Origin of the sequence: Chromohalobacter sp. HP20-39 (assembly GCF_033052815.1) — a bacterium.
Classification (GTDB): domain Bacteria; phylum Pseudomonadota; class Gammaproteobacteria; order Pseudomonadales; family Halomonadaceae; genus Chromohalobacter.
In genome coordinates this window covers 18,051-39,964 of the sequence record NZ_JAWHTP010000002.1, presented here as the reverse complement: position 1 = coordinate 39,964, position 21,914 = coordinate 18,051, and the positions used below count along the sequence as shown (strand labels likewise).

Below are 21,914 nucleotides of genomic sequence, written 5' to 3'. Positions count from 1 at the left end.
ATTATTGGGCCGATAAACCGACCCTATTTTGAAGGAAGTCTCAACAACGAGGCTAAGTTAGAGTGACAAAACCAAGGGGGATGTATGTTTGATAAGAACCAATCTCGATTTGGGATAACACGTGCTCACTGTTTATTTTTGATACTGTTTATGGTCGCGGCTTCAGTAATACCGATGCTGATGAAGGAGGCCTATGCCGATGAGCAGAATACTTCTCTGGAGGGCAAAGATAGTTACCGCTTTGTGATTGTGCCCAAGGCCATAGCGCCATGGTTTGATAGTGTCGATAAGGGAGCTCGACAAGCAGCACGGATGATTGAAGCGCAAAGCGGTGCTGATGTTGAAATTGAATATAGTGCACCACAGCAATCTCAGGTTTTGATCCAGAACCAGATTATTGAACAGGCGATTGCGACCCAGCCGGATGGTATTGCTGTAGATCCGCTGGACGCCAAGGCTAACCGAGCCATTCTGCAGGAGGCGCTTGATCAAGGGATCAATGTTGTCATTTTTGACGCACCTGCTCCGAAAGGTTTGGCGGTCAGTAGTGTCGGTAATGATTTCTGCGAACAAGCCAAAATTGCCTCTCGACGTTTGGTCAAGCTGCTCGATAAAAAGGGGAAAGTTGCAATTATGATGGGTACTCCGACAGCGCCAAATCATGCCATCCGAGTTCGTTGTCATAAGGAAGTTTTTGCGCAGTACTCCGATATTGAGATTGTAGGGACTGGCATCAATAACGACAGCATTGCCAAAGCCCAGCAACAAGCTGCCACCATCATGCAGGCGAATCCCCAGCTCGATGGTTGGGTAGTTGCAGAAGCATCCGGCCCCATTGGTGTGGCTCAAGCGATCAAGGAAGCCGGAAAAGTTGGCGAAGTAAAGTTGGTTGGCCTGGAGAAGCTTCCTGAGATGCTGCAGTTGATTGAGGAGGGCGTTGCTGATTCGTCCGTTGCCAATCGACCCGAAGCACAAGGCTACTGGACCGTTCAAGCTCTGTGGCAACAGTCTTTGGGGATCAAGCCGCCCGACTATATGGATACTGGTGTAGACCTCATAACCCAGGATAATCTTGATGAATTTCAGTAAGTTGTTGGTAGAAGGTGGTCAGTTCTAGTGAAGCAAAGATGGGCAAGAGCTGACAGTAAATAAATTAGTGCCGCCAGGGTTGCCCTGCGGCACTTCTGTTTCTTGAGCGCTTAGGAGCTGTGACCATCATGATATAGTTCCCGTTGCGTTAGGCATCTTGCAGCACGAGCGACATCTTAGCCATTAAATCGCAGCTGTATTGCCTGCGTTTCCTGTTCATGATCATCCTTACTAATCGTCATAAAAAGATAGCTACATCTGGCCAAAAATCTGAGGGTCACGTCACTCATCACTCCGGAGAATGTTGATCAGTATACCGCCCCGTTCGTACTCGAGCAGTGATCCTTCCCTGAATCACTTGAGAGCGCCAGTGGCGCTCTCAAGCCTACCGCGACACCGACGAGCTCTTACGATACCTGCGGTTTCAACTCGCCCCGCGCGTAACGCTCGAACATGCGTTCGAGGTTGAGCGGGGCAATCTTGCTGGCCTGGCCGGCGGTGCCGAAAGCTTCGAAGCGCTGGATGCACACATCGCGCATGGCGGTGACGCTTTCCTTGAGGAACTTGCGCGGGTCGAATTCGCTGGGGTTCTCGGCCAGGAAACGACGTACCGCGCCGGTGGACGCCAAGCGCAGGTCAGTGTCGATGTTGACCTTGCGCACGCCGTGCTTGATGCCCTCGACGATTTCCTCGACCGGGACACCGTAGGTCTCGGGAATCTCGCCACCGTGAGCGTTGATGGTCTCCAACCATTCCTGCGGCACCGAACTGGAACCGTGCATCACCAGGTGCGTGTCGGGAATGCGCGCGTGAATCTCCTTGATGCGCTGGATGGAAAGAATGTCGCCCGTCGGCGGCCGCGTGAACTTGTAGGCGCCGTGGCTGGTGCCGATGGCAATGGCCAGGGCATCGACATGGGTGGCGGCAACGAACTGTGCGGCCTCTTCCGGGTCGGTCAGCAGTTGGCTGTGATCCAGCGTGCCCTCGGCACCGATGCCGTCTTCTTCACCGGCCTGGCCGGTTTCCAACGAGCCCAGGCAGCCCAGCTCACCTTCAACCGAGACCCCGCAGGCATGCGCCATTTCTACCGCGCGACGGGTGACGTCGACGTTGTAGGCATAGTCGGCGGGCGTCTTGCCGTCTTCCTTGAGCGAGCCGTCCATCATCACCGACGAGAAGCCGAGTTGGATGGAGCGCTGGCAGACATCGGGACTGGTGCCGTGATCCTGGTGCATGACCACCGGGATATGCGGAAACTCTTCCACCGCAGCCAGGATCAGGTGGCGCAGAAAGGGCGCGCCGGCGTATTTGCGCGCACCCGCAGAGGCCTGCACGATCACCGGGGAGTCGGTGTGGTCGGCGGCCTCCATGATGGCGCGCATCTGTTCCAGGTTGTTGACGTTGAACGCGGGAACGCCATAGGCGTGTTCGGCGGCGTGGTCGAGCAGTTGACGCAGGCTGATCAGAGCCATGGGGAGTGTGATTCCTCTGGAAATGCAGGGCGGCCCGTAGGCCGCCGATCGTGACGTAGTGGTTTGAGTGGTGGCTTTAGTCGTGGCGTGAGCCAGGTTTACCGGGAAGCGGCTTCGAGCGCCGCCACGGCGGGCAGTTGCTTGCCTTCCACGTATTCGAGGAAGGCGCCGCCGCCGGTGGAAATATAAGAGACATCATCGGCGACACCATACTTGTCGATGGCCGCCAGAGTGTCGCCGCCGCCGGCGATGGAAAAGGCCGGGCTGGCGGCGATGGCGCGCGCGAGCGTTTCCGTGCCCTTGCCGAACTGGTCAATCTCGAACACGCCGACGGGGCCGTTCCACAGGATGGTGCCGGCGTTTTCGAGCAGCGCGGCGAAGCGCTTGGCGGTATCCGGGCCGATGTCGAGGATTATATCGTCGTCGTTGAGCTGGTCGACCGGTTTGACGGTAGCTTCGGCCTGCTCGGAGAATTCGGTAGCGACCACCACGTCGGACGGCAGCGGAATGTCGACCTTGGCCATCAGCGCCTTGGCGTGATCGACCAGGTCGGCCTCATGCAGCGACTTGCCGACGTTGTAGCCCGCCGCGGCAATGAAAGTGTTGGCGATGCCGCCGCCGACGATCAGTTGATCGCACTTTTCGGAAAGCGCGGTGAGCACCTCGAGCTTGGTGGATACCTTGGAGCCGCCGACGATGGCCAGCATCGGGCGTGCCGGCGTGGCCAGCGCCTTTTCCAGCGCGTCGAGCTCGCCGGCCAATAAGGGACCCGCACAGGCAGTGGGTGCGTGCCGTGCCACACCGTGGGTCGAGGCCTGCGCGCGATGTGCGGTGCCGAAAGCGTCCATCACGTAGACGTCGCAGAGCGCGGCGTAGGCCTTGGCCAGCGCCTCGTCGTCCTTCTTCTCGCCGGTGTTGTAACGCACGTTCTCGAGCAGCACGACTTCGCCATCGGCGATCTCGACGCTGCCGTCGAGATAGTCCTTTTCCAGACGTACCTTGCGGTTCAGCAGCTTGCCGAGGTGCGTCGCCACTGGGGCGAGCGAGAATTCATCGGCGGGCTCGCCTTCGGTGGGACGGCCGAGGTGGCTCATCAGCATCACCCGAGCGCCGGCGTCGAGCGCGGCCTGGATGGTCGGCAGACAGGCGCGCAGGCGCGCATCGCTGGTGACCTGGTCGCCCTTGATGGGCACGTTGAGATCTTCACGAATCAGTACACGTTTTCCGGCGAGATCCAGATCGGTCATCTTGCGCACGTTCATGGGCGTGTTCCTCACTTGGGTGAAGGGATGTCAGACGACAACGATGATGTCGAGGGCGCGGTGCACGTCGTCGAAGTGGGAATAGACTGGGCGGCGAGTGCCAGCCAGTGCGTCGCCACGTCGAGCATGCGGTTGGCGAAGCCCCACTCGTTGTCGAACCAGCACAGCATCTTGATCAGATGGCTGCCGGCCACGCGGGTCTGGGTGGCGTCCACGATACCCGAGCGCGGATCGTGGTTGAAGTCGACTGAGGTCACCGGCTCCTGGGTATAGCCGAGCAAGCCGTGGAGGCGCTCGTGGCTGGCGGCCTGTAATAGCGCGTTGACCTGCTCGGCCGTGGTGGCCTCGCGCACTGCAAGCGCCATATCCATGGCCGAGACGTTGATGGTCGGCACACGCACGTGCAGGCACTCGAAGCGCCCGGCCAGATGTGGCATGAGGCGTTCGATGCCACGGGCCAAGCCGGTGTCCACGGGGATGATCGAATGCATGGCCGAGCGGGTCAGGCGTAAATCGGTCTTGTGGTAGGCATCGATCACCGGTTGGTCGTTCATCGCCGAATGAATGGTGGTGGTCACGCCATGCTCCAGCCCCAGCGCTTCGTCGAGCACGGTCAACAGCGGCACCAGACAGTTGGTGGTGCAGGACGCGGCGGAAACGATGCGCATTTCGGGGCGCAGCTCAGCGTCGTTGATGCCATGCACGATGGTGGCGTCGACATCGGCCTCAGCGGGCTGCGAGAACAGCAGCCGCTGGGCGCCGGCGGCGATATGCCGCTCGGCGGTGGCGCGGTCCTTGAAGCTGCCCGAGCATTCGAGCACCAGGTCGATGTCAAGCTCCGCCCAAGGCAGCTTTGTCGGATCGGGCTCGGACAGCACACGGATAGCATGACCGTCGATGATCAGCGCGCCGTCGCGGGTTTCCACCTGGCCGGGAAAGCGCCCATGGGTGGTGTCATAGCGCGTCAGGTAGGCGATGGTATCGAGATCTGACATCTCGTTGATGGCCACCACGACCAGGTCAGTAGCATGGCGCTCGGTAAGGGCTCGCAGGACACACTGGCCGATACGGCCGTAACCATTGATAGCGATGCGATAGGACATGGACAGACGCTCGGGAGCCCCGCTTCGACAGTGGAGCGCCGATATTAGCGCAGTTACGCCCCGCTTGCCCAAGACCGCGTGACGTGGGTATGACATGACACGATTCAGCTTGTGATTTCATGCCCACGCAGGTGAGGGCTTAACCCACGAGATGCCACATCAACGGGAGCCATAGCGCGGTGAACACGCCGGTCAGGCTCATGCCCAGAGAGGCGAAGGCACCGGCGGTGGGCCCGATCTCGAAGGCTCGCACGGTGCCGATGGCATGGCCGTTGACGCCCAGTGCGAAGCCGATGACGCGCTCGTCTCTCAGGCGCCAACCGCGTGCCATGAACGTGATGCCGAGCGTGGCCATCACGCCGGTGATCAGCAGCGCCCCCATGAGCAGGGGCACCGAGCCGCCCAGCTCTTGCGTGATGCCCATGGCGATAGGTGCGGTGACCGATTTTGGGGCGAGCGAGGCCAGGACTCGGGGCGGTGCGTTCAACAGCCAGGCGATGCCCACTGCGTAACCGGCCGCGAGCATGGCGGCGGGTGGCAAGGTGAGCACAATGGGCCGCCACAGTGCCCGAATGTGATGCACCTGCTGATAAAGCGGGACGCCCAGTGCCACGGTGGCGGGGCCAAGCAGCCAGGTCATCCATCCCACGCCCTGGCGATACCCTGCATAGTCGAGCGGTAGTAGGGCCAACAGCAGCGCGAGTAGGCACGAGGCCAGCAGAATGGGCGGGCACCAGGCGGGCGAGCGCAGCCAGGCAAACAGGCGCAGGCCGGCGAAATAGGCCGCCAGAGTCAGGACGATGGCGGTTTCCGTTTGCTGGGGAAGTTCGTCGGCCAGCAGTTCCAGGCGAAGTAATAGCTCACTCATGCACGTCGTTCTCCGCCCTGGGGACGAGTCGTCGCATCAGCCATAGTGTGGTCCACGAGCTGAGCAACGTGCCCGCGATCAAGGCGGCGAAAATCGTCGGCCAGTGCCCCGCAAATTCGCTCGCCTGAAAGAAGATGCCCACCACGCCCGGCATGATGAGTAGTGCCAGCATGCCGATCAGCGGTTGGCTGGCGGCGGTCAGGTCGGGGCTCAAGCGGCGACGCAGCAAAAGCCACACAGTGAGCAATAACATACCTGCTACGCCGCTGGAGAGCGGGAGCGCAAATAGCCTGACGACGATGTCGCCGAGCAATAGAAACGCTGACAGGCCGAAAAAACCACGCAGGATGGACAGCATGCGTATGGGTCCTCGCATGAATGTGCCGGAGATTGATGCGCATCATACCAGAGCGCGCGGCGGATGCTGGGCGCGACATTGACGCTTACGTGGCGCGCGTGAATTGCTATGCTTCACAGGCATGTGCCAGCCTGACGAGCGTGTCGGCTGCCACGACGTGCGTTATAGCCAGGCTTGGATGACAGGGAGGAAACTACATGACCGATATCGCAAGGCTCTTGGGGGCTGAGGCGGAAACACTGCTGGAGCATCAATGCCAGACGTTTCGCAAGGACGATTTATACCTGCCGGGGCCGGATTTCATCGATCGGGTGATGTCGGAAAACGACCGCAGCCCGCACGTGCTGCGCAATATGCAGACGCTTTTCAATCATGGCCGCTTGGCCGGTACCGGCTACCTGAGCATCCTGCCGGTGGATCAGGGCATCGAGCACTCCGCCGGGGCGTCGTTCGCGCCCAATCCGCTTTATTTCGATCCCAAGAACATTGTCGAGCTGGCCATCCAAGGCGGGTGCAACTGCGTGGCCTCGACGTTGGGTGTGCTGTCCTCGGTGGCGCGTCGCTATGCGCATAAGATTCCCTTCATGCTCAAGCTCAACCACAATGAGACACTGACCTATCCGGCGATGTTTGATCAGACGCTATTCGCGCAGGTCGAACAGGCGCACGACATGGGTTGCGTGGCGGTGGGTGCAACCATCTACTTCGGCTCGCCAGAGAGCCGGCGCCAGATTCAGGAAATCAGCGAGGCCTTCGAGCGTGCCCATGAGTTGGGCATGGTGACCGTGTTGTGGTCCTACCTGCGCAACCCGGCGTTCAAGCATGAGGGCACGGACTATCACGTCGCCTCGGACTTGACCGGTCAGGCGATCCATATGGCGGCGACGCTCAAGGCGGATATCGTCAAGCAGAAGCTACCGGAGAACAACGGTGGCTATCGTGCCGTCGGTTTCGGGCATACCCACGACAAGGTCTACGACGAGCTGACCAGCGACAATCCCGTGGACCTGGCTCGCTACCAGGTGGCGAACTGCTTCATGGGTCGTGCCGGGCTGATCAACTCCGGCGGTGGCTCCAAGGGCCATTCCGACCTGGGTGAAGCCGTGCGCACGGCGGTGATCAATAAGCGCGCTGGCGGAATGGGCCTGATTTCCGGACGCAAAGCATTCCAGAAGCCGATGAACGAAGGCATTGAACTGCTCAACGCCATTCAAGACGTTTACCTCTCCCCCGAGGTTACCCTCGCCTGACGCGCGGCCCCACGACACTGAATGACGACTCGGTCTTGCCGGGTCGTCTTGCCGATTTTTCGTACATAGCCTAAGGTCGCGACCCATTGTCACGCTTATGACGCGCGAGCGTCGTGCCGATTATGATGATGGCGTGCCCAGCCTGGACACGCTCATTTGATGCGGAGGGCGCATGCCGCAACCTGCCGGAGGTGTCGCTATCAAAGATGTCGTGATCGTCGGCGCCGGGCCGGTCGGCCTGTGCCTGGCGCTGGAACTGGCGGCACTGAATTTGTCGGTGACGTTGATCGATGCCGCGCCGTACACGGCGCTGGCCTCGCCAGGCGACGATGGGCGTGAGATTGCTCTGACGCATGCCTCGCGCGAGCAACTGGCGGCGGCGGGCATCGATATCCCCGCAGACCGGATGGCACCGATTCGCGAGGCACGTCTCTATAACGGGGATAGCCCGCGGGGCATGACCCTGGCCAGTGCGCGAGGTGAGGGCCAAGACAGCATCGGCCAACTCGTCGCCAATCATGTCATCAGGCGCGCCGCGTTCGAGGCGGTGCAAGGCGTCGAGCATATCGAGCTTGTCACCGGACGCCGGGTGAGCGCATTGGGCACCGGCTCTGGCGGGCGTAGTGTGCTGCTCGACGACCAGTCGCACATTCTCGCGCGTCTGGTGGTGGCCGCCGATGGTCGTTTATCGGTGACGCGGCGACTGGCGGGGCTCTCCGCGCAGATTCACGACACTGGCCAGCGTCTGCTGGTGCGCCGCATGGCGCATGCGCGGCCACATCGGGAAGTGACCTGGTCATGGTTCCACGGTGAGCGAGGCTTGGCATTGCTGCCGCTGGCGGGCGATACCGCGTCGCTGGTGATGACGCTCCCGCCGCACGACGCCGAGCGGCTCAAGGCGTTGTCGTCGGACGCATTCGCGGCGGAGGCGACGCGCCTTTACCAGAGCAGTGTGGGTGAGATGAGCTGTCGTGGCGCGTTGCACGATTATCCGCTCTCGGTCAGTCGTGCCGAGCAACTGGTCGCCGATCGCGTGGCGCTGGTGGGCGATGCGGCGGTAGGGCTTCACCCGGTCACGGCGCATGGCTTCAACGTCGGGTTGGCCAGTGTGCGTCGGCTGGTCGATGCGCTGACGCATTACGACCAGGCGGTGGAGGATGTCGGGGCGCCGTCGCGGTTAGCGCTTTATGCGCGGCACCATCAGCGTGCGATCCTGCCGCTGTGGCATGCCTCGCGCGCCCTGGTGACGTTGTACGGAGATACGCGGCCTCCGGCACGTCTCGTGCGTCACTTGGCACTGGGCGCCGCACGCCGGGCTGCGCCGCTGCAATGGCTGATGGAAAGCTATCTGGCGCGCCATTGAGACTTTCTCGCCACGCTGCACATGGGCGTTACCAACGTAAGCCCCTCTAGCGAACTTGTGCCGTACCGTCAACATCTATGCGGGCCTTCCAGTTTGTACTACCATATATGGTGTATTGAGACGCGGTGCCTGAGAGGGCGGCGCGTCATTTCTGAACGATATTTGTACCTTCGATTTCTTCTTTTCGAAAACAAAGGCTTATCATTCTCATGAGCATTAAGATTTACAGCAAGCCGGATTGCATGCAGTGCCACGCCACCTATCGCGCCCTCGACAAGCAGGGGCTCGACTACACGGTGGTGGATGTCAGCGTGGACCCCGAAGCGGTACGGACCGTCGAATCGCTGGGCTATCGCCAGTTGCCGGTGGTCGTGGCGGCGGAGTCTCAGCATTGGTCAGGTTTTCGTCCCGAGCTGATTCGCCAACTCGCGTGAGAGGAAGGGGGCAGCATGCGTGATGTAGTGTACTTTTCCACGCAATCGGGCAATACGCGGCGCTTCGTCGAAAAGCTCGACGTGCCGGCGCAGGGCATCCCGCGTAGCCGCAACGATGCCCCGCTGCGCGTGGAACGCCCCTATATCCTGATCTTGCCGACGTACGGTGATGGTGATCCACGCACGGCGGTGCCGGGGCCGGTGATCCGGTTCTTGAACGACCCCCACAACCGGGCCCTGATCGAAGGCGTGGTAGCCGGTGGCAATACCAATTTCGGTGCCGCCTTCGGCCTGGCCGGTCGCGTAGTAGCGCACAAGTGCCAGGTGCCGTTGCTGCACCGCTTCGAATTGATGGGAATGCCCGAGGATGTCGCCAAGGTGCATAGTTGCCTGGCGGCGGAGATGACAGATGCTGGATGATACCGTGGAAACTACCGAGAATACGTCCTCCGTCGAGCTGAGCCGCGCGACGCAGACGCTGGACTATCACGCCCTCAATGCGATGCTCAACCTCTACGATAACGAGGGGCGCCTGCAACTGCAGGCGGACCGCGAGGCGTCGCGTCAATACTTCCTTCAGCACGTTAACCAGAATACGGTTTTCTTTCATTCGCTGGCGGAAAAGCTCGAGTATCTGGTGGCGGAGAACTATTACGAGAAGGAGGTGCTTGACCAGTACGACTTCGCCTTCATCAAGTCGCTGTTCGAGCGCGCCTATGCCGTGAAATTCCGCTTTCAAAGCTTTCTCGGCGCGTTCAAGTACTACACCAGTTATACGCTCAAGACCTTCGACGGGCGCCGTTACCTCGAGCGTTTCGAGGATCGCGTATGCATGGTCGCCCTGACCTTGGCGCAGGGGGACGAGACGGTGGCTCGGCAGCTGATGGATGAAATCATCCACGGACGCTTCCAGCCGGCCACGCCGACGTTTCTCAATTGCGGCAAGAAGCAGCGCGGCGAGCTGGTGTCGTGCTTTCTGTTGCGTATCGAGGACAATATGGAGTCCATCGGGCGCTCCATCAATTCGGCGCTGCAGCTTTCCAAGCGTGGTGGCGGGGTGGCGTTTCTGCTCAGCAACATCCGCGAAGCCGGAGCGCCGATCAAGCATATCGAGAATCAGTCCTCGGGCATCATTCCGATCATGAAGATGCTTGAAGACGCCTTCTCCTACGCCAACCAACTGGGCGCGCGCCAAGGCGCCGGTGCGGTGTACCTCAACGCGCATCATCCGGACATCTTGCGTTTCCTCGACACCAAGCGCGAAAACGCCGACGAGAAGATTCGCATCAAGACGCTGTCGTTGGGCGTGGTGATTCCCGACATCACCTTCGAGCTGGCCAGGCGCAACGAACCGATGTATCTGTTCTCGCCCTACGACGTCGAGAACGTCTATGGCAAGCCGTTCGGCGATATCAGTGTCACCGAGAAGTACGCCGAGATGGTCGACGACGCGCGTATTCGCAAGACCAAGATCAACGCGCGCGAGCTGTTCCAGACGCTGGCGGAAGTCCAGTTCGAGTCGGGCTATCCGTATGTGATGTTCGAGGACACGGTGAATCGCGCCAATCCGATCGCCGGCCGCATCAATATGAGCAACCTGTGCTCGGAGATCCTGCAGGTCAACACGCCGTCCGATTACGATGCGGATCTGGGCTATGAGCGTATCGGGGAGGACATTTCCTGCAATCTTGGCTCGCTGAACATCGCCAGGACCATGGATTCCTCGGATTTCGGGGCCACGGTCGAAACCGCGATTCGCGGGCTGACGGCGGTGTCCGAGATGAGCGATATCCGCTCGGTGCCGTCGATTGCCGAGGCCAACAAGCATTCGCATGCCATCGGCCTGGGGCAGATGAACCTGCACGGTTATCTGGCTCGCGAGCATATTCACTACGGTAGTGAAGAAGGCCTGGATTTCACCAACCTCTACTTCTACACCGTGACCTATCACGCACTGCGCGCTTCCAACCAGTTGGCCATCGAGCGAGGCGTGGCGTTCGCCGGTTTCGCGGACTCGGACTATGCCAGCGGCGTGTACTTCGACAAGTACACCGAGCAGGCGTGGGGCCCGCGTACCGCGCGTGTTCGCGAGCTATTCGACAAGGCCGGGATTCATATCCCGACTCAGGACGACTGGCGTGCGCTCAAGGCCTCCGTCATGGCGCATGGGCTCTTCAACCGCAACCTCCAGGCGGTACCGCCGACCGGTTCGATTTCCTATATCAACCATTCGACGTCGAGCATTCACCCGGTGGTGTCGAAGATCGAGATCCGCAAGGAAGGCAAGCTGGGGCGCGTCTATTACCCGGCGCCGTATCTCAATGACGACAATCAGGAATACTACCAGGACGCCTACGAGATCGGTCCCGAGAAGATCATCGATACCTATGCTGAAGCCACGCAGCACGTCGATCAGGGCTTGTCGCTGACACTGTTCTTCCGCGATACCGCGACCACGCGCGACATCAACCGGGCGCAGATCTACGCCTGGCGCCGGGGCATCAAGACGCTGTATTACGTGCGTCTGCGTCAGGCTGCGCTGGAAGGGACCGAGGTCGAGGGCTGCGTGTCCTGCACCTTGTAAGGCGGGGGTGACGTACCCGCACGATCGATATCCCCATCGAGATTATCGGTGCGTTGGTGCCCGTACCAGCGCACCGTCGGAACTGAGAGAATCGTCATGACCGCTACCGCCACACCGCGTCATCTGACGCGCGTCGATGCCATCAACTGGAACCGTCTCCAGGACGACAAGGACCTCGAGGTCTGGAACCGGCTGACCGCCAACTTCTGGCTGCCCGAGAAGGTACCGTTGTCCAACGACGTGAGCTCGTGGAACACGCTGACCCAGCAAGAGCAGACGCTGACCATCCGTGTCTTCACCGGGCTCACGCTGCTCGACACCATTCAGGGTACCATCGGCGCGCCGGTGCTGATTGAGGATGCCGTGACGCCTCATGAGGAGGCGGTGTTCACCAACATCAGCTTCATGGAGTCGGTGCACGCGCGCTCCTACAGCTCGATCTTCTCGACGCTGTGCGCGACGCGCGATGTCGACGATGCCTATCGCTGGAGCGAGGAAAATACGCATCTGCAGAACAAGGCCGAGCTGATCCTCAATCGCTATCGCATGGATGATCCGCTGATGCGCAAGGTCGCCAGCGTCTTCCTCGAGTCGTTCTTGTTCTACTCCGGCTTCTATCTGCCGATGTACTGGGCCAGTCGCGGCAAGCTGACCAACACCGCCGACCTGATTCGTCTGATCATTCGCGACGAGGCGGTCCACGGCTACTACATCGGCTACAAGTTCCAGCAGGCGCTGGCCAAGGAGAGCGCCGAGCGTCAGCAAGAGATCAAGGATGCCACCTTCGATCTGCTGCTCGAGCTTTACGACAACGAGGTGCAGTACACGGAATCGCTTTACGACGACGTGGGACTCACCGAAGAGGTCAAGGCGTTCTTGCATTACAACGCCAACAAGGCGTTGATGAACCTGGGCTACGAGTCGCTGTTCCCCGGGGCGGCCGAGTCGGTCAATCCGGCTATTTTGGCGGCACTATCACCGGGGGCCGAGGAGAACCACGACTTCTTCTCCGGCTCCGGCTCTTCCTACGTCATCGGGCGTTCGGAGCGGACCGAGGACGAAGACTGGGCGTTCTGAGTCAGCCTCAGCACGTCTCGGTCAACGTCTGCCGTGGCACTGATCGATCAGTCACTCCCGGGTACCCGACACCGGCGCGTGTCGCGGCGCCCGGGAGCGCACGTCCTTCGCTTTCCCCTCCCGGCAATCTTGTCAAAGCGGCGGCTGGCGACCACGCTGGATAGCGTTCCAGAAGGCGGCACGCTGCCGCTGACATGCAAAGGAGAGCAACATGGAATATCGTCATCTCGGCCATTCGGGCCTGCGCGTTTCTGCATTGACGCTTGGCACCATGACCTTCGGCGGCGTTGGCAAGATGGCCAGCGTCGGCGAGACCGATATCGCCGGTGCCAAGCGCCAGGTCGACATGGCCACCGAACAGGGCGTGAACTTCTTCGATACCGCCAACATGTATTCGGAAGGGCGTTCCGAGGAAATCCTCGGCGAGGTACTGGCGGATCGTCGCGATTCGGTGCTGGTGGCCAGCAAGGTGCGGTTCCCGATGGGGGATGGCCCCAACGACGAGGGCCTATCGCGTCATCATATCCTGCGGCAGTGCGAGGCCAGCCTGCGACGCCTGCAGACCGATTGGCTCGACCTGTACCTCATGCACCAGTGGGATGGCCTGACGCCGCTGGAGGAGACGCTGGCGACCATGGATCAGCTGGTGCGTGACGGCAAGATTCGCTATTACGGCGTGTCCAACTGGTCCGCCTGGCACGTCATGAAGGCGCTCCAGATCTGCGAGCGGCACAACTTCATCAAGCCGATCTGCCAGCAGATCCACTACACCGCTCAGGCTCGCGACGCCGAGTACGAGTTGATGCCGGCGGCCGTCGACCAGGGGCTTGGCACCATGGTCTGGAGCCCGCTGGCCGGCGGCTTGCTCTCGGGCAAGTATCGCCGCGACCAGCGCCATCTCGATGGCACGCGGTTCAGCCAGGGCTGGACCGAGCCGCCGATCCACGACGAGGACAAGCTCTTCGACTTGATCGACGTGCTGGTCGACGTGGCCGATGGGCACGGCGTGTCCGCCGCCCAAGTGGCGTTGGCCTGGACGCTGTTGCGCAGCGGGGTGTCCACTGCAGTGATCGGTGCGCGCAAGGATGAGCAGCTCAAGGACAACCTGGCGAGCGCCGAGCTCACGCTCAAGCCCGACGAGATCGCCGCCATCGAGAAGGTCAGTCGCCCGGACCTGCTGTATCCGTATTGGCATCAGCATAATACGGCGGCTAGCCGCTTGGGCCATGCCGACCGTGTGCTGCATGGTCAGTATCTCGACGACTGAGCGTCAGCCGATAGCCCGTCGCGTGGCGGCGCGGCATGCAAAACGCCCGGCAAGCCATGTTTGCCGGGCGTTTACGTCATGCGACGGGTATTAAAGGCCTGGCGAAGGGCGCCAGGCGGAGTGCGTCATGCCAGCAGCGCCTTGGCCTGGTCGACGACGTTGTCGACGGTGAAGCCGAAGTGCTTGAACAGATCGCCGGCGGGGGCGGATTCGCCGTAGGTAGTCATGCCGACGATGCCGCCGTCGAGGCCCACGTACTTGAACCAGAAGTCGCGGTGGCCGGCTTCGATGGCCAGGCGGGCAGTGACGCCACGCGGCAGGACCGATTCGCGATAGTCGGCATCCTGAGCGTCGAAGGTGTCGGTAGAGGGCATGGAGACCACACGCACGCGCTTGCCGGCGCTTTCCAGCTCACTGGCGGCATCCATTGCCAGGCCGACCTCGGAGCCGGTGGCAATGAGGAGCAGTTCCGGTGTCCCGTCACAATCCTTGAGGACGTATCCGCCACGCTCGATATTGGCCAACTGCTGCTTGTCGCGGGCCTGATGGGGCAAGCCTTGGCGTGAGAGTACCAGCGCGGAGGGGCCGGCCTGACGCTTGAGCGCAGCGTCCCAGGCCACGGCCGTTTCCACGGCGTCGCAGGGGCGCCAGGTGGAGAGGTTGGGCGTCGAGCGTAGCGTGGTGAGCTGCTCGATCGGCTGGTGCGTCGGCCCATCTTCGCCCAACCCGATGGAATCGTGGGTGAAGACGTGGATGACCTGCTGGCCCATCAGCGCTGCCATGCGCACGGCGTTGCGCATGTATTCCATGAAGATCAGGAAGGTGGCGCCATAGGGCACGAAGCCGCCATGCAGAGCGATACCGTTCATGATTGCGGCCATGCCGAACTCGCGTACGCCGTAATGCAGGTAGTTGCCGCTGGCCTCGGACTGCGTGATGGCCTTGGCGCCCTTCCAGAAGGTCAGGTTGGACGGTGCCAAATCGGCGCTGCCGCCCAGTAGTTCGGGCAGTTGCGGGCCGAGCTCGTTGAGGCACGCCAGCGAGGCCTTGCGCGAGGCGAGGCTTTCGCCTTTTTCCTGGGCGTCCTCGATGAGCTTTTCGCTGGTCAGCGCGGTCGGAAGTTCGCCCTTGAGGCGGCGTTCGAGCTCGCGGGCCTCTTCCGGATAGGCGGCCTGGTAGCGAGTGAAGCGCTCGTCCCAGTTGGCTTCGGCCTCGCTGCCGCGCTGGGTGGCGTCCCAGGATTGATAGATATCTTCCGGTACGTGGAACGGCGGATGCGGCCAGCCGAGCTGCTCGCGGGCGGCGGCGACTTCGTCCTCGCCCAACGCCGCGCCGTGACTCTCTTCCTTGCCTTGCTTGTTGGGCGCGCCGAAGCCAATGATCGTCTTGCAGATGATCATGCTGGGCTTGTCGTCGTTGGTACGGGCCAGCTCGATGGCTGCCTTGACCGCCTCGGGGTCGTGGCCGTCGACGTTGGGCACCACGTGCCAGCCGTATGCCTCGAAGCGTTTGGCGGTATCGTCGGTGAACCAGCCTTCGACTTCACCGTCGATGGAGATGCCATTGGCATCGTAGAAGGCGATCAGCTTGCCCAACCCCTGAGTGCCCGCCAGCGAGGAGACTTCGTGCGAGATGCCTTCCATCAGGCAGCCATCGCCGACGAAGACATAGGTATAGTGGTCGACGACCGCATGGCCGGGGCGATTGTATTGCGCGGCGAGGGTACGCTCGGCGATGGCCATGCCCACGGCATTGGCTAGACCCTGGCCCAGCGGCCCGGTGGTGGTCTCGATGCCCGGTGCGTAGCCAAGTTCCGGATGCCCGGCGGTTTTCGAGTGCAGTTGGCGGAAGTTCTGCAAATCCTCCAGCGAAATGCCGTAGCCCGTCAGATGCAGAAGCGAGTAGAGCAGCATCGAACCGTGCCCGTTGGAAAGCACGAAACGGTCGCGGTTGGCCCAGTGTGGATTGGCCGGGTTGTGCGTGAGGTAGTCATTCCACAGCACTTGCGCGATGTCGGCCATGCCCATGGGGGCGCCAGGGTGGCCGGAATTGGCCTTCTGGACGGCATCCATGGATAGGGCACGAATGGCATTGGCCATTTCGAAACGGGACGGCATTGGCTAGCTCCTCGCCTGCGGGCATCGGGTAAAGCGGTGCGTTATTGTCGCCGAGAAGCCGCGTGGCATCAAATGCCGCCGAGGGCCAATCGCTAGGCAGCTAGTCATCCAGCGTGTAAACTTTGCACCCCCGAGCCGGCCTCGTCTCGCGCCGGACCTGTCATGCGTCGTGCCGACATCGCCATCGGCTGACGGCGTAATTTCATCTCCTTAACGATGGCGGTCGTGTTTCGGCTCGCCAGCATGTGATAGAGAGAGTCGAGGACGCCATGAGCGAATACTCCCTGTTTACTTCCGAGTCTGTCTCCGAGGGGCACCCGGACAAGATCGCCGATCAGATTTCCGACGCGGTGCTGGATGCCATCATCGCCCGTGACAAGCAGGCGCGCGTGGCCTGTGAAACCATGGTCAAGACCGGTGTCGCCATCGTCGCCGGCGAGATCACTACGTCCGCTTGGGTGGATCTGGAAGACTTGGTGCGTAACGTCATCAACGACATCGGTTATACCTCCTCGGAGGTTGGCTTCGATGGTAATACTTGTGGCGTGCTCAACCTGATCGGTAAGCAGAGCGTGGATATTGCCCAGGGCGTCGATCGCTCCAAGCCCGAGGATCAGGGCGCGGGTGACCAGGGGCTGATGTTCGGCTACGCCACCGACGAGACTGACTCCTACATGCCGGCGCCGATTCACTATTCACATCGTCTGGTGGAGCGCCAGGCCGAGCTGCGCAAGCACGGCTTGCTGCCGTGGCTGCGTCCGGATGCCAAGAGCCAGTTGACCTTTCGCTACGACGCGCAGGGCAAGCCGTGCAGCGTCGATGCCATCGTGCTGTCCACTCAGCACGATCCGGACATCGACCAGGATGAACTGCGCGACATGGTCAAGCGCGAGATCATCGAAGAGGTGATTCCCGCTGAATGGTTGACCGAGAACACCAAATACCACATCAACCCGACCGGAAAGTTCGTCATCGGGGGGCCGGTGGGCGACTGCGGCCTGACGGGGCGCAAGATCATCGTCGACACCTACGGTGGCATGGCGCGCCATGGTGGCGGAGCGTTCTCGGGCAAGGACCCCTCCAAGGTCGATCGTAGTGCTGCCTATGCCGGCCGTTACGTGGCCAAGAACATCGTCGCTGCCGGTCTCGCCGAGCGCTGCGAGATTCAGATTTCCTACGCCATCGGCGTGGCCGAGCCGACGTCCGTCTCGGTGGATACTTTCGGTACCGGCAAGATCAGCGATGCCAAGATCGTCGAGCTGGTCCGTGAGCACTTCGACCTGCGCCCGAATGCGATTACCAGCATGCTCAATCTGTTGCATCCCATGTATCAACTGACGGCGGCCTATGGGCACTTCGGCCGCGAGCCGTTCGAGCACAGCTATACTTGGACCGATGTCAGCGGCGAGCAGCACGTCGAGACATTCACGGCGTTTCCTTGGGAAAGGATCGATCGTGCCGACGCTCTGCGGCAAGCCGCTAGCCTCTGACAGCCCGATAAGCGTTCGCAGTCTGCAAGACCCCCGGCCTACCGGGGGTCTTGGCGTTGGGGCGTGTCAAGCTGGAAGAGCGCGATGTAACTTACTACTTTAGTCGTAAGCCGGGGTGTCGACATGGTATCCAGGCGTTGCGACTCGTAAGCTAGGAAGTTGAATTTAATGACCACGGATTCGTGGACAACCAAGGGATGATTGCGCTATGGCGACTCGTACTTTGATGCTGGCGGCCGTGCTGGGTCTTTCCGGTGCTTTGTTGGCCGGTTGTGGCGATGACGGCAGTGACGCTGAAACCGACAACACGACACAAAACGGCGGGACGAGCTCGCAGGAGCAGGCTTCCTCCGATAACACCGGCGACACCAGCAGTGCCAGCGACACTAGCAGTACCAGCGACACTAGCAGTACCAGCGACACCAGCAGTACCAGCGGCGAGGGAGACCAGGAGGCGCAAACGGCGAGCGTCGAGCCGGTCAGCCTGATCTTCGGAACAGGCGGTACGGGCGGCACCTACTATCCTATCGGCGGTGCCCTGAAGGGCGTCTTTGAGGCCAGCGAGCTCGTCGATGACATCCAGGTGGTGTCGACCGGCGCATCCGTGCAGAACATCAATAACATTACCGATGGTCTCAACCAGATCGCTATCGTGATGAGCGATGTTGCCTACGATGCTATCAATGGCGAAAACCAATTCGAGGGCAGGCCAGCTGATATCGAGGCGCTCGCGGGATTGTATCCTAACGTCGTGCAGATCGTGGCCACCGAGGACAGCGGCATCGAGAGCATTGCCGATCTCGAAGGCAAGCGTGTCGGTGTCGGCAAGGTCGGGTCCGGCGTTGAACAGAGTGCGAAGAAAGTGCTCGAATCCGCCGGTCTGACTTATGACGACTTGGCTCAGGTCAGCCATACCGGGTATGCCGATAGCGTCACTGGTATGAGCAACGGCAACATCGATGCGGCCTTCTTTACCTCCGGCGTGCCCAACTCGAGTATCACGGGATTGATGCAGAGCACCGATATAAATTTCGTGCCGGTTACTGGCGATGTGGCGGACAAGCTGCTTGAGGCTTATCCGTATTATGAACCTTATACATTGCCTGCGGGTGCGCCCGAGCGCTATGGCCTCAATGAAGAAGTCGATACCGTGGCGATACGCAACATGCTGATCGTGAGCAGCGATATGCGTGATGACGTCGCCAAGGAACTGACCCAGCGCTTCTATGACTACCTCAATTCCGAGAAGGTCTCGGTGGGTGCGCTCAAGCAGTTCGAACCCGACACCATGAACCAGAACCTGGTGGCGCCGGTGCATCCCGGAGCACAGGCGTTTTATGACACCCTCTCCGAAGGCGGTGCATCGGAGGACAAGAATGCGGACAGTGCCGACTCAGGAAATTGATCCGTTCTTGCTCAGCGTGTGGGAATGAATGGCCATACGCATGAGCCGTAAAACAGGCTGGATAACACTCGCCGTGGCGACCGTGATGGTCGCCACGCTTGTTTATCCGTTGCCATGGCTCGTGGTACGTGACGGTGCCGAGTGGCGCTACGCCTTTCCAGGGTGGGAAGGCACGCGGTTCACGCTGCGCTGGACGCATTCGGTCGAAAAGGAAGACTGGGAAGAGTGGTTCGAGGTGACCGAGCGTGGGGCCATCGAGATCACCGGTACCCGCTTCAAGACCTTCGGTGCCGGCGTGCCGGCCTCGGCGGGCAATGAAACTCACCTCGAGGATGGGTGGGTGGTTATGACGGGGATCGACCGAATCGTCGATCCTCTTGCCGTGCAGGCCGCCATCGCCGAACGCTATCGTATGCGTTATGCCGGACACACTTTCGTGTTGTCGCGTGCCGAGCCCCCACCGATACTGACGTTCAGCATTCTCAGGGCACCTCTTTGGCAGGCATTGCCGGCCTTGATACGTCCCTGGTTGCCGTAATCTCCCGCAGGATGGGAATGAGGTTCTCATGTCCGAAGAAAAACAAGTACCGCCGATCGATAACGATGACAAGGCGGTCAAGGAAGCGCTGGAAAAGTTTGACCGTGAAAGCTTGGTACGCGATGCGTTGCCCGGGGGTGTGATCAAGTTCGTTACCGTCCTGGCGGTACTGCTGGCAGTGTTTCACCTATATACGTCGTTTTCCGGGCCGCTGGTCGACGTGGCACAACGCAGTATTCACTTGTATACCCTGCTGGGGCTGACGTTCATTCTCTATCCGTTGACCCGTAAGGGCGCGCGTGATCGCGTTCCTTGGGGCGATGCCGTGCTGGCGCTCCTGGCGTTCGGCGTGGGTATCTACATGCTGGTGGTATCCGATCGCGTCATCGCCTCGGCGGGGCGCATCAATGACGTCGACATGCTGGTGGGCTGCCTGGCCATCCTGCTGGTGCTCGATGCCACCAGGCGTGCGACCGGGTGGGGGCTGACGCTGCTGGCAACGATTTTTCTGGTCTACGGCTTCTACGCCAAACTGTCGTTCTATCCGCAGTTGAACGAGTCGATCATCCTGGCCACAGGCCGTCAGGTGATGTCGCATCTGGTGTTCATCACCGAGGGCCTGCTGGGTACCGCCATCGGGGTCTCGGCCAGCTATATCATCTTGTTCATCCTGTTTGGCGCCTTCCTGGGGAAATCGGGATTGGGGCAGCTTTTCAATGATCTGGCGCTTGCCGTAGCGGGGCATACACGTGGTGGGCCGGCCAAGGTGGCGGTGCTCGCGAGTGGCTTCCTGGGGTCGATCAACGGTTCGGCGATCGCCAATGTGGTGACCACGGGGGCCTTCACCATTCCGTTGATGAAGCGTACCGGCTACAAACCAAATTTCGCGGGGGCCGTCGAGGCCTCGGCGAGTGTCGGTGGGCAGATATTGCCGCCGATCATGGGGGCGGCCGCCTTCATCATGGCGGAAGTGCTATCGGTGCCCTACACCCAGGTGGTCTTGGCCGGGATCATTCCCGCCTTGTTGTTCTATCTGGGCGTGTTGTTCCAGGTGCACCTGCGTGCCCTGCGTAATGGTCTCGAGGGAATCCCGCGCTCCGAGCTGACGCCGCTCAAGGCCGTGATGCTCAAGCGCGGCCACCTGCTGGTGCCGATGGTGGTGTTGCTGTGGTTGTTGTTCGATGGCCGGGCACCGTTCTTCGCGGCCTTCTGGTCGATTGCCGCCACCGTGCTGATCTGCGGCACACGCTGGGTCACCGTGGGATTGAGTGCGATCCTGGCGCTGTTGATCTTCGAGCCGCAATTGCGGGCATTGTTTGCTGGCTACGCGCAGCCCAATATGCCGTTGAGTCGCTGGTCGCTGTTCCTGGTCATTGCGGTGCCGGTGGCAATCAACGCACTGCGTGCCAGGCTTGGCCTGGTGGCGGAGAAAATGGATATCGTCGCGTGTCGCGATGCGATGCACGATGGTGTACGCAACGCGATCCCTGTGGCAATCGCCTGTGGTGCGGTAGGAATCATCGTGGGAGTTGCCACGCTTACGGGTATCGCCTTGGAAGCCGCCGATGCCGTGGTCGCTCTGGGGCAGCAGATTCCGATCCCCATGATTCAGCTTTTGGTCACGCTGTTCCTGACCATGATCGCGTCCATCGTGCTGGGGATGGGTCTGCCGAGTATCCCGACCTATATCATTACCAGCACCATGGCGGCGCCGATCCTGCTGAACTTGCCGTTGTTCCGCGAGCTGGCGGGTAGCAACGAGACAGCGATCTTCGTAGCGCACATGTTCGTGTTCTATTTCGGACTGTTCGCCAACCTGACACCGCCGGTGGCCCTGGCGGCCTATGCAGGCGCCGGCATCAGCGGTGGCTCGCCCAATGCTACGGGTTTTCAGGCCATGAAACTGGCCATCGCCGGGTTCGTGGTGCCGTACATGTTCGTGTTCGCGCATAGCATGCTGATGATCGATGCGACGCTTGGCAACATCCTGTGGGTGGTCGTGACCGGTGTGGTCGGCGTACTGCTGCTGGCCGTCGCGGTGGAGGGCTATCTACGCCGTCAGCTCAACCCATTCTGGCGCCTGTTGGCAGCCGTCGGGGCGCTGACACTGATCTTCCCTGGCTTGATCAGTGATATCGTGGGGGCGGCAATCGCGGTCGGCTTGTTCCTGCTGTCGAATCAGACGAAACCCGCGACGGCGTGACAAGCGGGACACAGTGCAGTCGATAGAAGAGGGC

18 protein-coding genes are annotated in these 21,914 nt (G+C 61.0%); 12 read left to right on the top strand and 6 right to left on the bottom strand.

Going from position 1 to position 21,914, the window contains the following annotated elements:
• The first annotated feature begins 84 nt into the window (after positions 1 to 84).
• Positions 85 to 1,089 (top strand): substrate-binding domain-containing protein, encoded by a 1,005-nt coding sequence (locus RVY79_RS03760; RefSeq protein ID WP_317462693.1) that lies wholly within the window; start codon positions 85 to 87, stop codon positions 1,087 to 1,089.
• Between the two features lie 407 nt (positions 1,090 to 1,496).
• On the opposite strand, the gene fba is transcribed toward RVY79_RS03760, so the two are convergent.
• From fba to RVY79_RS03735, 5 genes are all read right to left on the bottom strand, one after another.
• Entirely contained in the window at positions 1,497 to 2,561 is a 1,065-nt protein-coding gene (gene fba, locus RVY79_RS03755) for a class II fructose-bisphosphate aldolase (protein WP_317462692.1), read from the bottom strand.
• 98 nt (positions 2,562 to 2,659) lie between these two features.
• Positions 2,660 to 3,823 (bottom strand): phosphoglycerate kinase, encoded by a 1,164-nt coding sequence (locus tag RVY79_RS03750; protein WP_317462691.1) that lies wholly within the window; start codon positions 3,821 to 3,823, stop codon positions 2,660 to 2,662.
• A gap of 11 nt (positions 3,824 to 3,834) precedes the next feature.
• Positions 3,835 to 4,926 (bottom strand): type I glyceraldehyde-3-phosphate dehydrogenase, encoded by a 1,092-nt coding sequence (locus RVY79_RS03745; protein ID WP_317462690.1) that lies wholly within the window; start codon positions 4,924 to 4,926, stop codon positions 3,835 to 3,837.
• Positions 4,927 to 5,065: 139 nt separating this feature from the next.
• Positions 5,066 to 5,794: an LrgB family protein gene (locus RVY79_RS03740; protein ID WP_317462689.1), complete on the bottom strand. Its 729-nt coding sequence runs from the start codon at positions 5,792 to 5,794 to the stop codon at positions 5,066 to 5,068.
• Positions 5,787 to 6,152: a CidA/LrgA family protein gene (locus RVY79_RS03735; protein WP_317462688.1), complete on the bottom strand. Its 366-nt coding sequence runs from the start codon at positions 6,150 to 6,152 to the stop codon at positions 5,787 to 5,789. The genes RVY79_RS03740 and RVY79_RS03735 overlap by 8 nt, the downstream gene beginning before the upstream one ends.
• 197 nt (positions 6,153 to 6,349) lie before the next feature.
• On the opposite strand from RVY79_RS03735, the gene RVY79_RS03730 reads away from it, so the two are divergent.
• From RVY79_RS03730 to RVY79_RS03700, 7 genes are all read left to right on the top strand, one after another.
• Positions 6,350 to 7,402, top strand: a complete 1,053-nt coding sequence (locus RVY79_RS03730) for a class I fructose-bisphosphate aldolase (protein WP_317462687.1) — start codon at positions 6,350 to 6,352, stop codon at positions 7,400 to 7,402.
• A gap of 172 nt (positions 7,403 to 7,574) precedes the next feature.
• On the top strand, positions 7,575 to 8,765 hold the full coding sequence (ubiM, locus tag RVY79_RS03725) for a 5-demethoxyubiquinol-8 5-hydroxylase UbiM (RefSeq protein WP_317462686.1): 1,191 nt from the start codon (positions 7,575 to 7,577) through the stop codon (positions 8,763 to 8,765).
• A 209-nt stretch (positions 8,766 to 8,974) separates the two neighbouring features.
• Complete coding sequence (gene nrdH / locus RVY79_RS03720) at positions 8,975 to 9,199, top strand: glutaredoxin-like protein NrdH (protein ID WP_280541271.1); 225 nt, start codon at positions 8,975 to 8,977, stop codon at positions 9,197 to 9,199.
• A gap of 15 nt (positions 9,200 to 9,214) precedes the next feature.
• A complete protein-coding gene (gene nrdI / locus RVY79_RS03715; protein WP_317462685.1) occupies positions 9,215 to 9,619 on the top strand; it encodes a class Ib ribonucleoside-diphosphate reductase assembly flavoprotein NrdI in 405 nt (134 codons plus the stop codon).
• Positions 9,609 to 11,783 carry a class 1b ribonucleoside-diphosphate reductase subunit alpha gene (gene nrdE / locus RVY79_RS03710; protein WP_317462684.1) on the top strand — a complete coding sequence of 725 codons (2,175 nt, stop codon included), beginning with the start codon at positions 9,609 to 9,611 and terminating at the stop codon, positions 11,781 to 11,783. Before nrdI ends, nrdE begins: the two co-directional genes overlap by 11 nt.
• 96 nt (positions 11,784 to 11,879) lie before the next feature.
• Complete coding sequence (gene nrdF, locus RVY79_RS03705; protein WP_317462683.1) at positions 11,880 to 12,860, top strand: class 1b ribonucleoside-diphosphate reductase subunit beta; 981 nt, start codon at positions 11,880 to 11,882, stop codon at positions 12,858 to 12,860.
• A 211-nt stretch (positions 12,861 to 13,071) separates the two neighbouring features.
• Positions 13,072 to 14,127 carry an aldo/keto reductase gene (locus RVY79_RS03700; protein ID WP_317462682.1) on the top strand — a complete coding sequence of 352 codons (1,056 nt, stop codon included), beginning with the start codon at positions 13,072 to 13,074 and terminating at the stop codon, positions 14,125 to 14,127.
• A gap of 125 nt (positions 14,128 to 14,252) precedes the next feature.
• Here RVY79_RS03700 and tkt read toward each other — a convergent pair whose 3' ends face one another.
• Positions 14,253 to 16,244: a transketolase gene (tkt, locus tag RVY79_RS03695; RefSeq protein ID WP_317462681.1), complete on the bottom strand. Its 1,992-nt coding sequence runs from the start codon at positions 16,242 to 16,244 to the stop codon at positions 14,253 to 14,255.
• A 269-nt stretch (positions 16,245 to 16,513) separates the two neighbouring features.
• Between tkt and metK the strand changes: the two genes are divergently transcribed.
• From metK to RVY79_RS03675, 4 genes are all read left to right on the top strand, one after another.
• Positions 16,514 to 17,734: a methionine adenosyltransferase gene (metK, locus tag RVY79_RS03690; RefSeq protein ID WP_317462680.1), complete on the top strand. Its 1,221-nt coding sequence runs from the start codon at positions 16,514 to 16,516 to the stop codon at positions 17,732 to 17,734.
• Positions 17,735 to 17,942: 208 nt separating this feature from the next.
• Positions 17,943 to 19,139: a TAXI family TRAP transporter solute-binding subunit gene (locus RVY79_RS03685; protein WP_317462679.1), complete on the top strand. Its 1,197-nt coding sequence runs from the start codon at positions 17,943 to 17,945 to the stop codon at positions 19,137 to 19,139.
• A gap of 40 nt (positions 19,140 to 19,179) precedes the next feature.
• Positions 19,180 to 19,677 (top strand): DUF1850 domain-containing protein, encoded by a 498-nt coding sequence (locus tag RVY79_RS03680; RefSeq protein ID WP_317462678.1) that lies wholly within the window; start codon positions 19,180 to 19,182, stop codon positions 19,675 to 19,677.
• Between the two features lie 28 nt (positions 19,678 to 19,705).
• Positions 19,706 to 21,880 (top strand): TRAP transporter permease, encoded by a 2,175-nt coding sequence (locus RVY79_RS03675; protein WP_317462677.1) that lies wholly within the window; start codon positions 19,706 to 19,708, stop codon positions 21,878 to 21,880.
• The last annotated feature ends 34 nt before the right edge of the window (positions 21,881 to 21,914 follow it).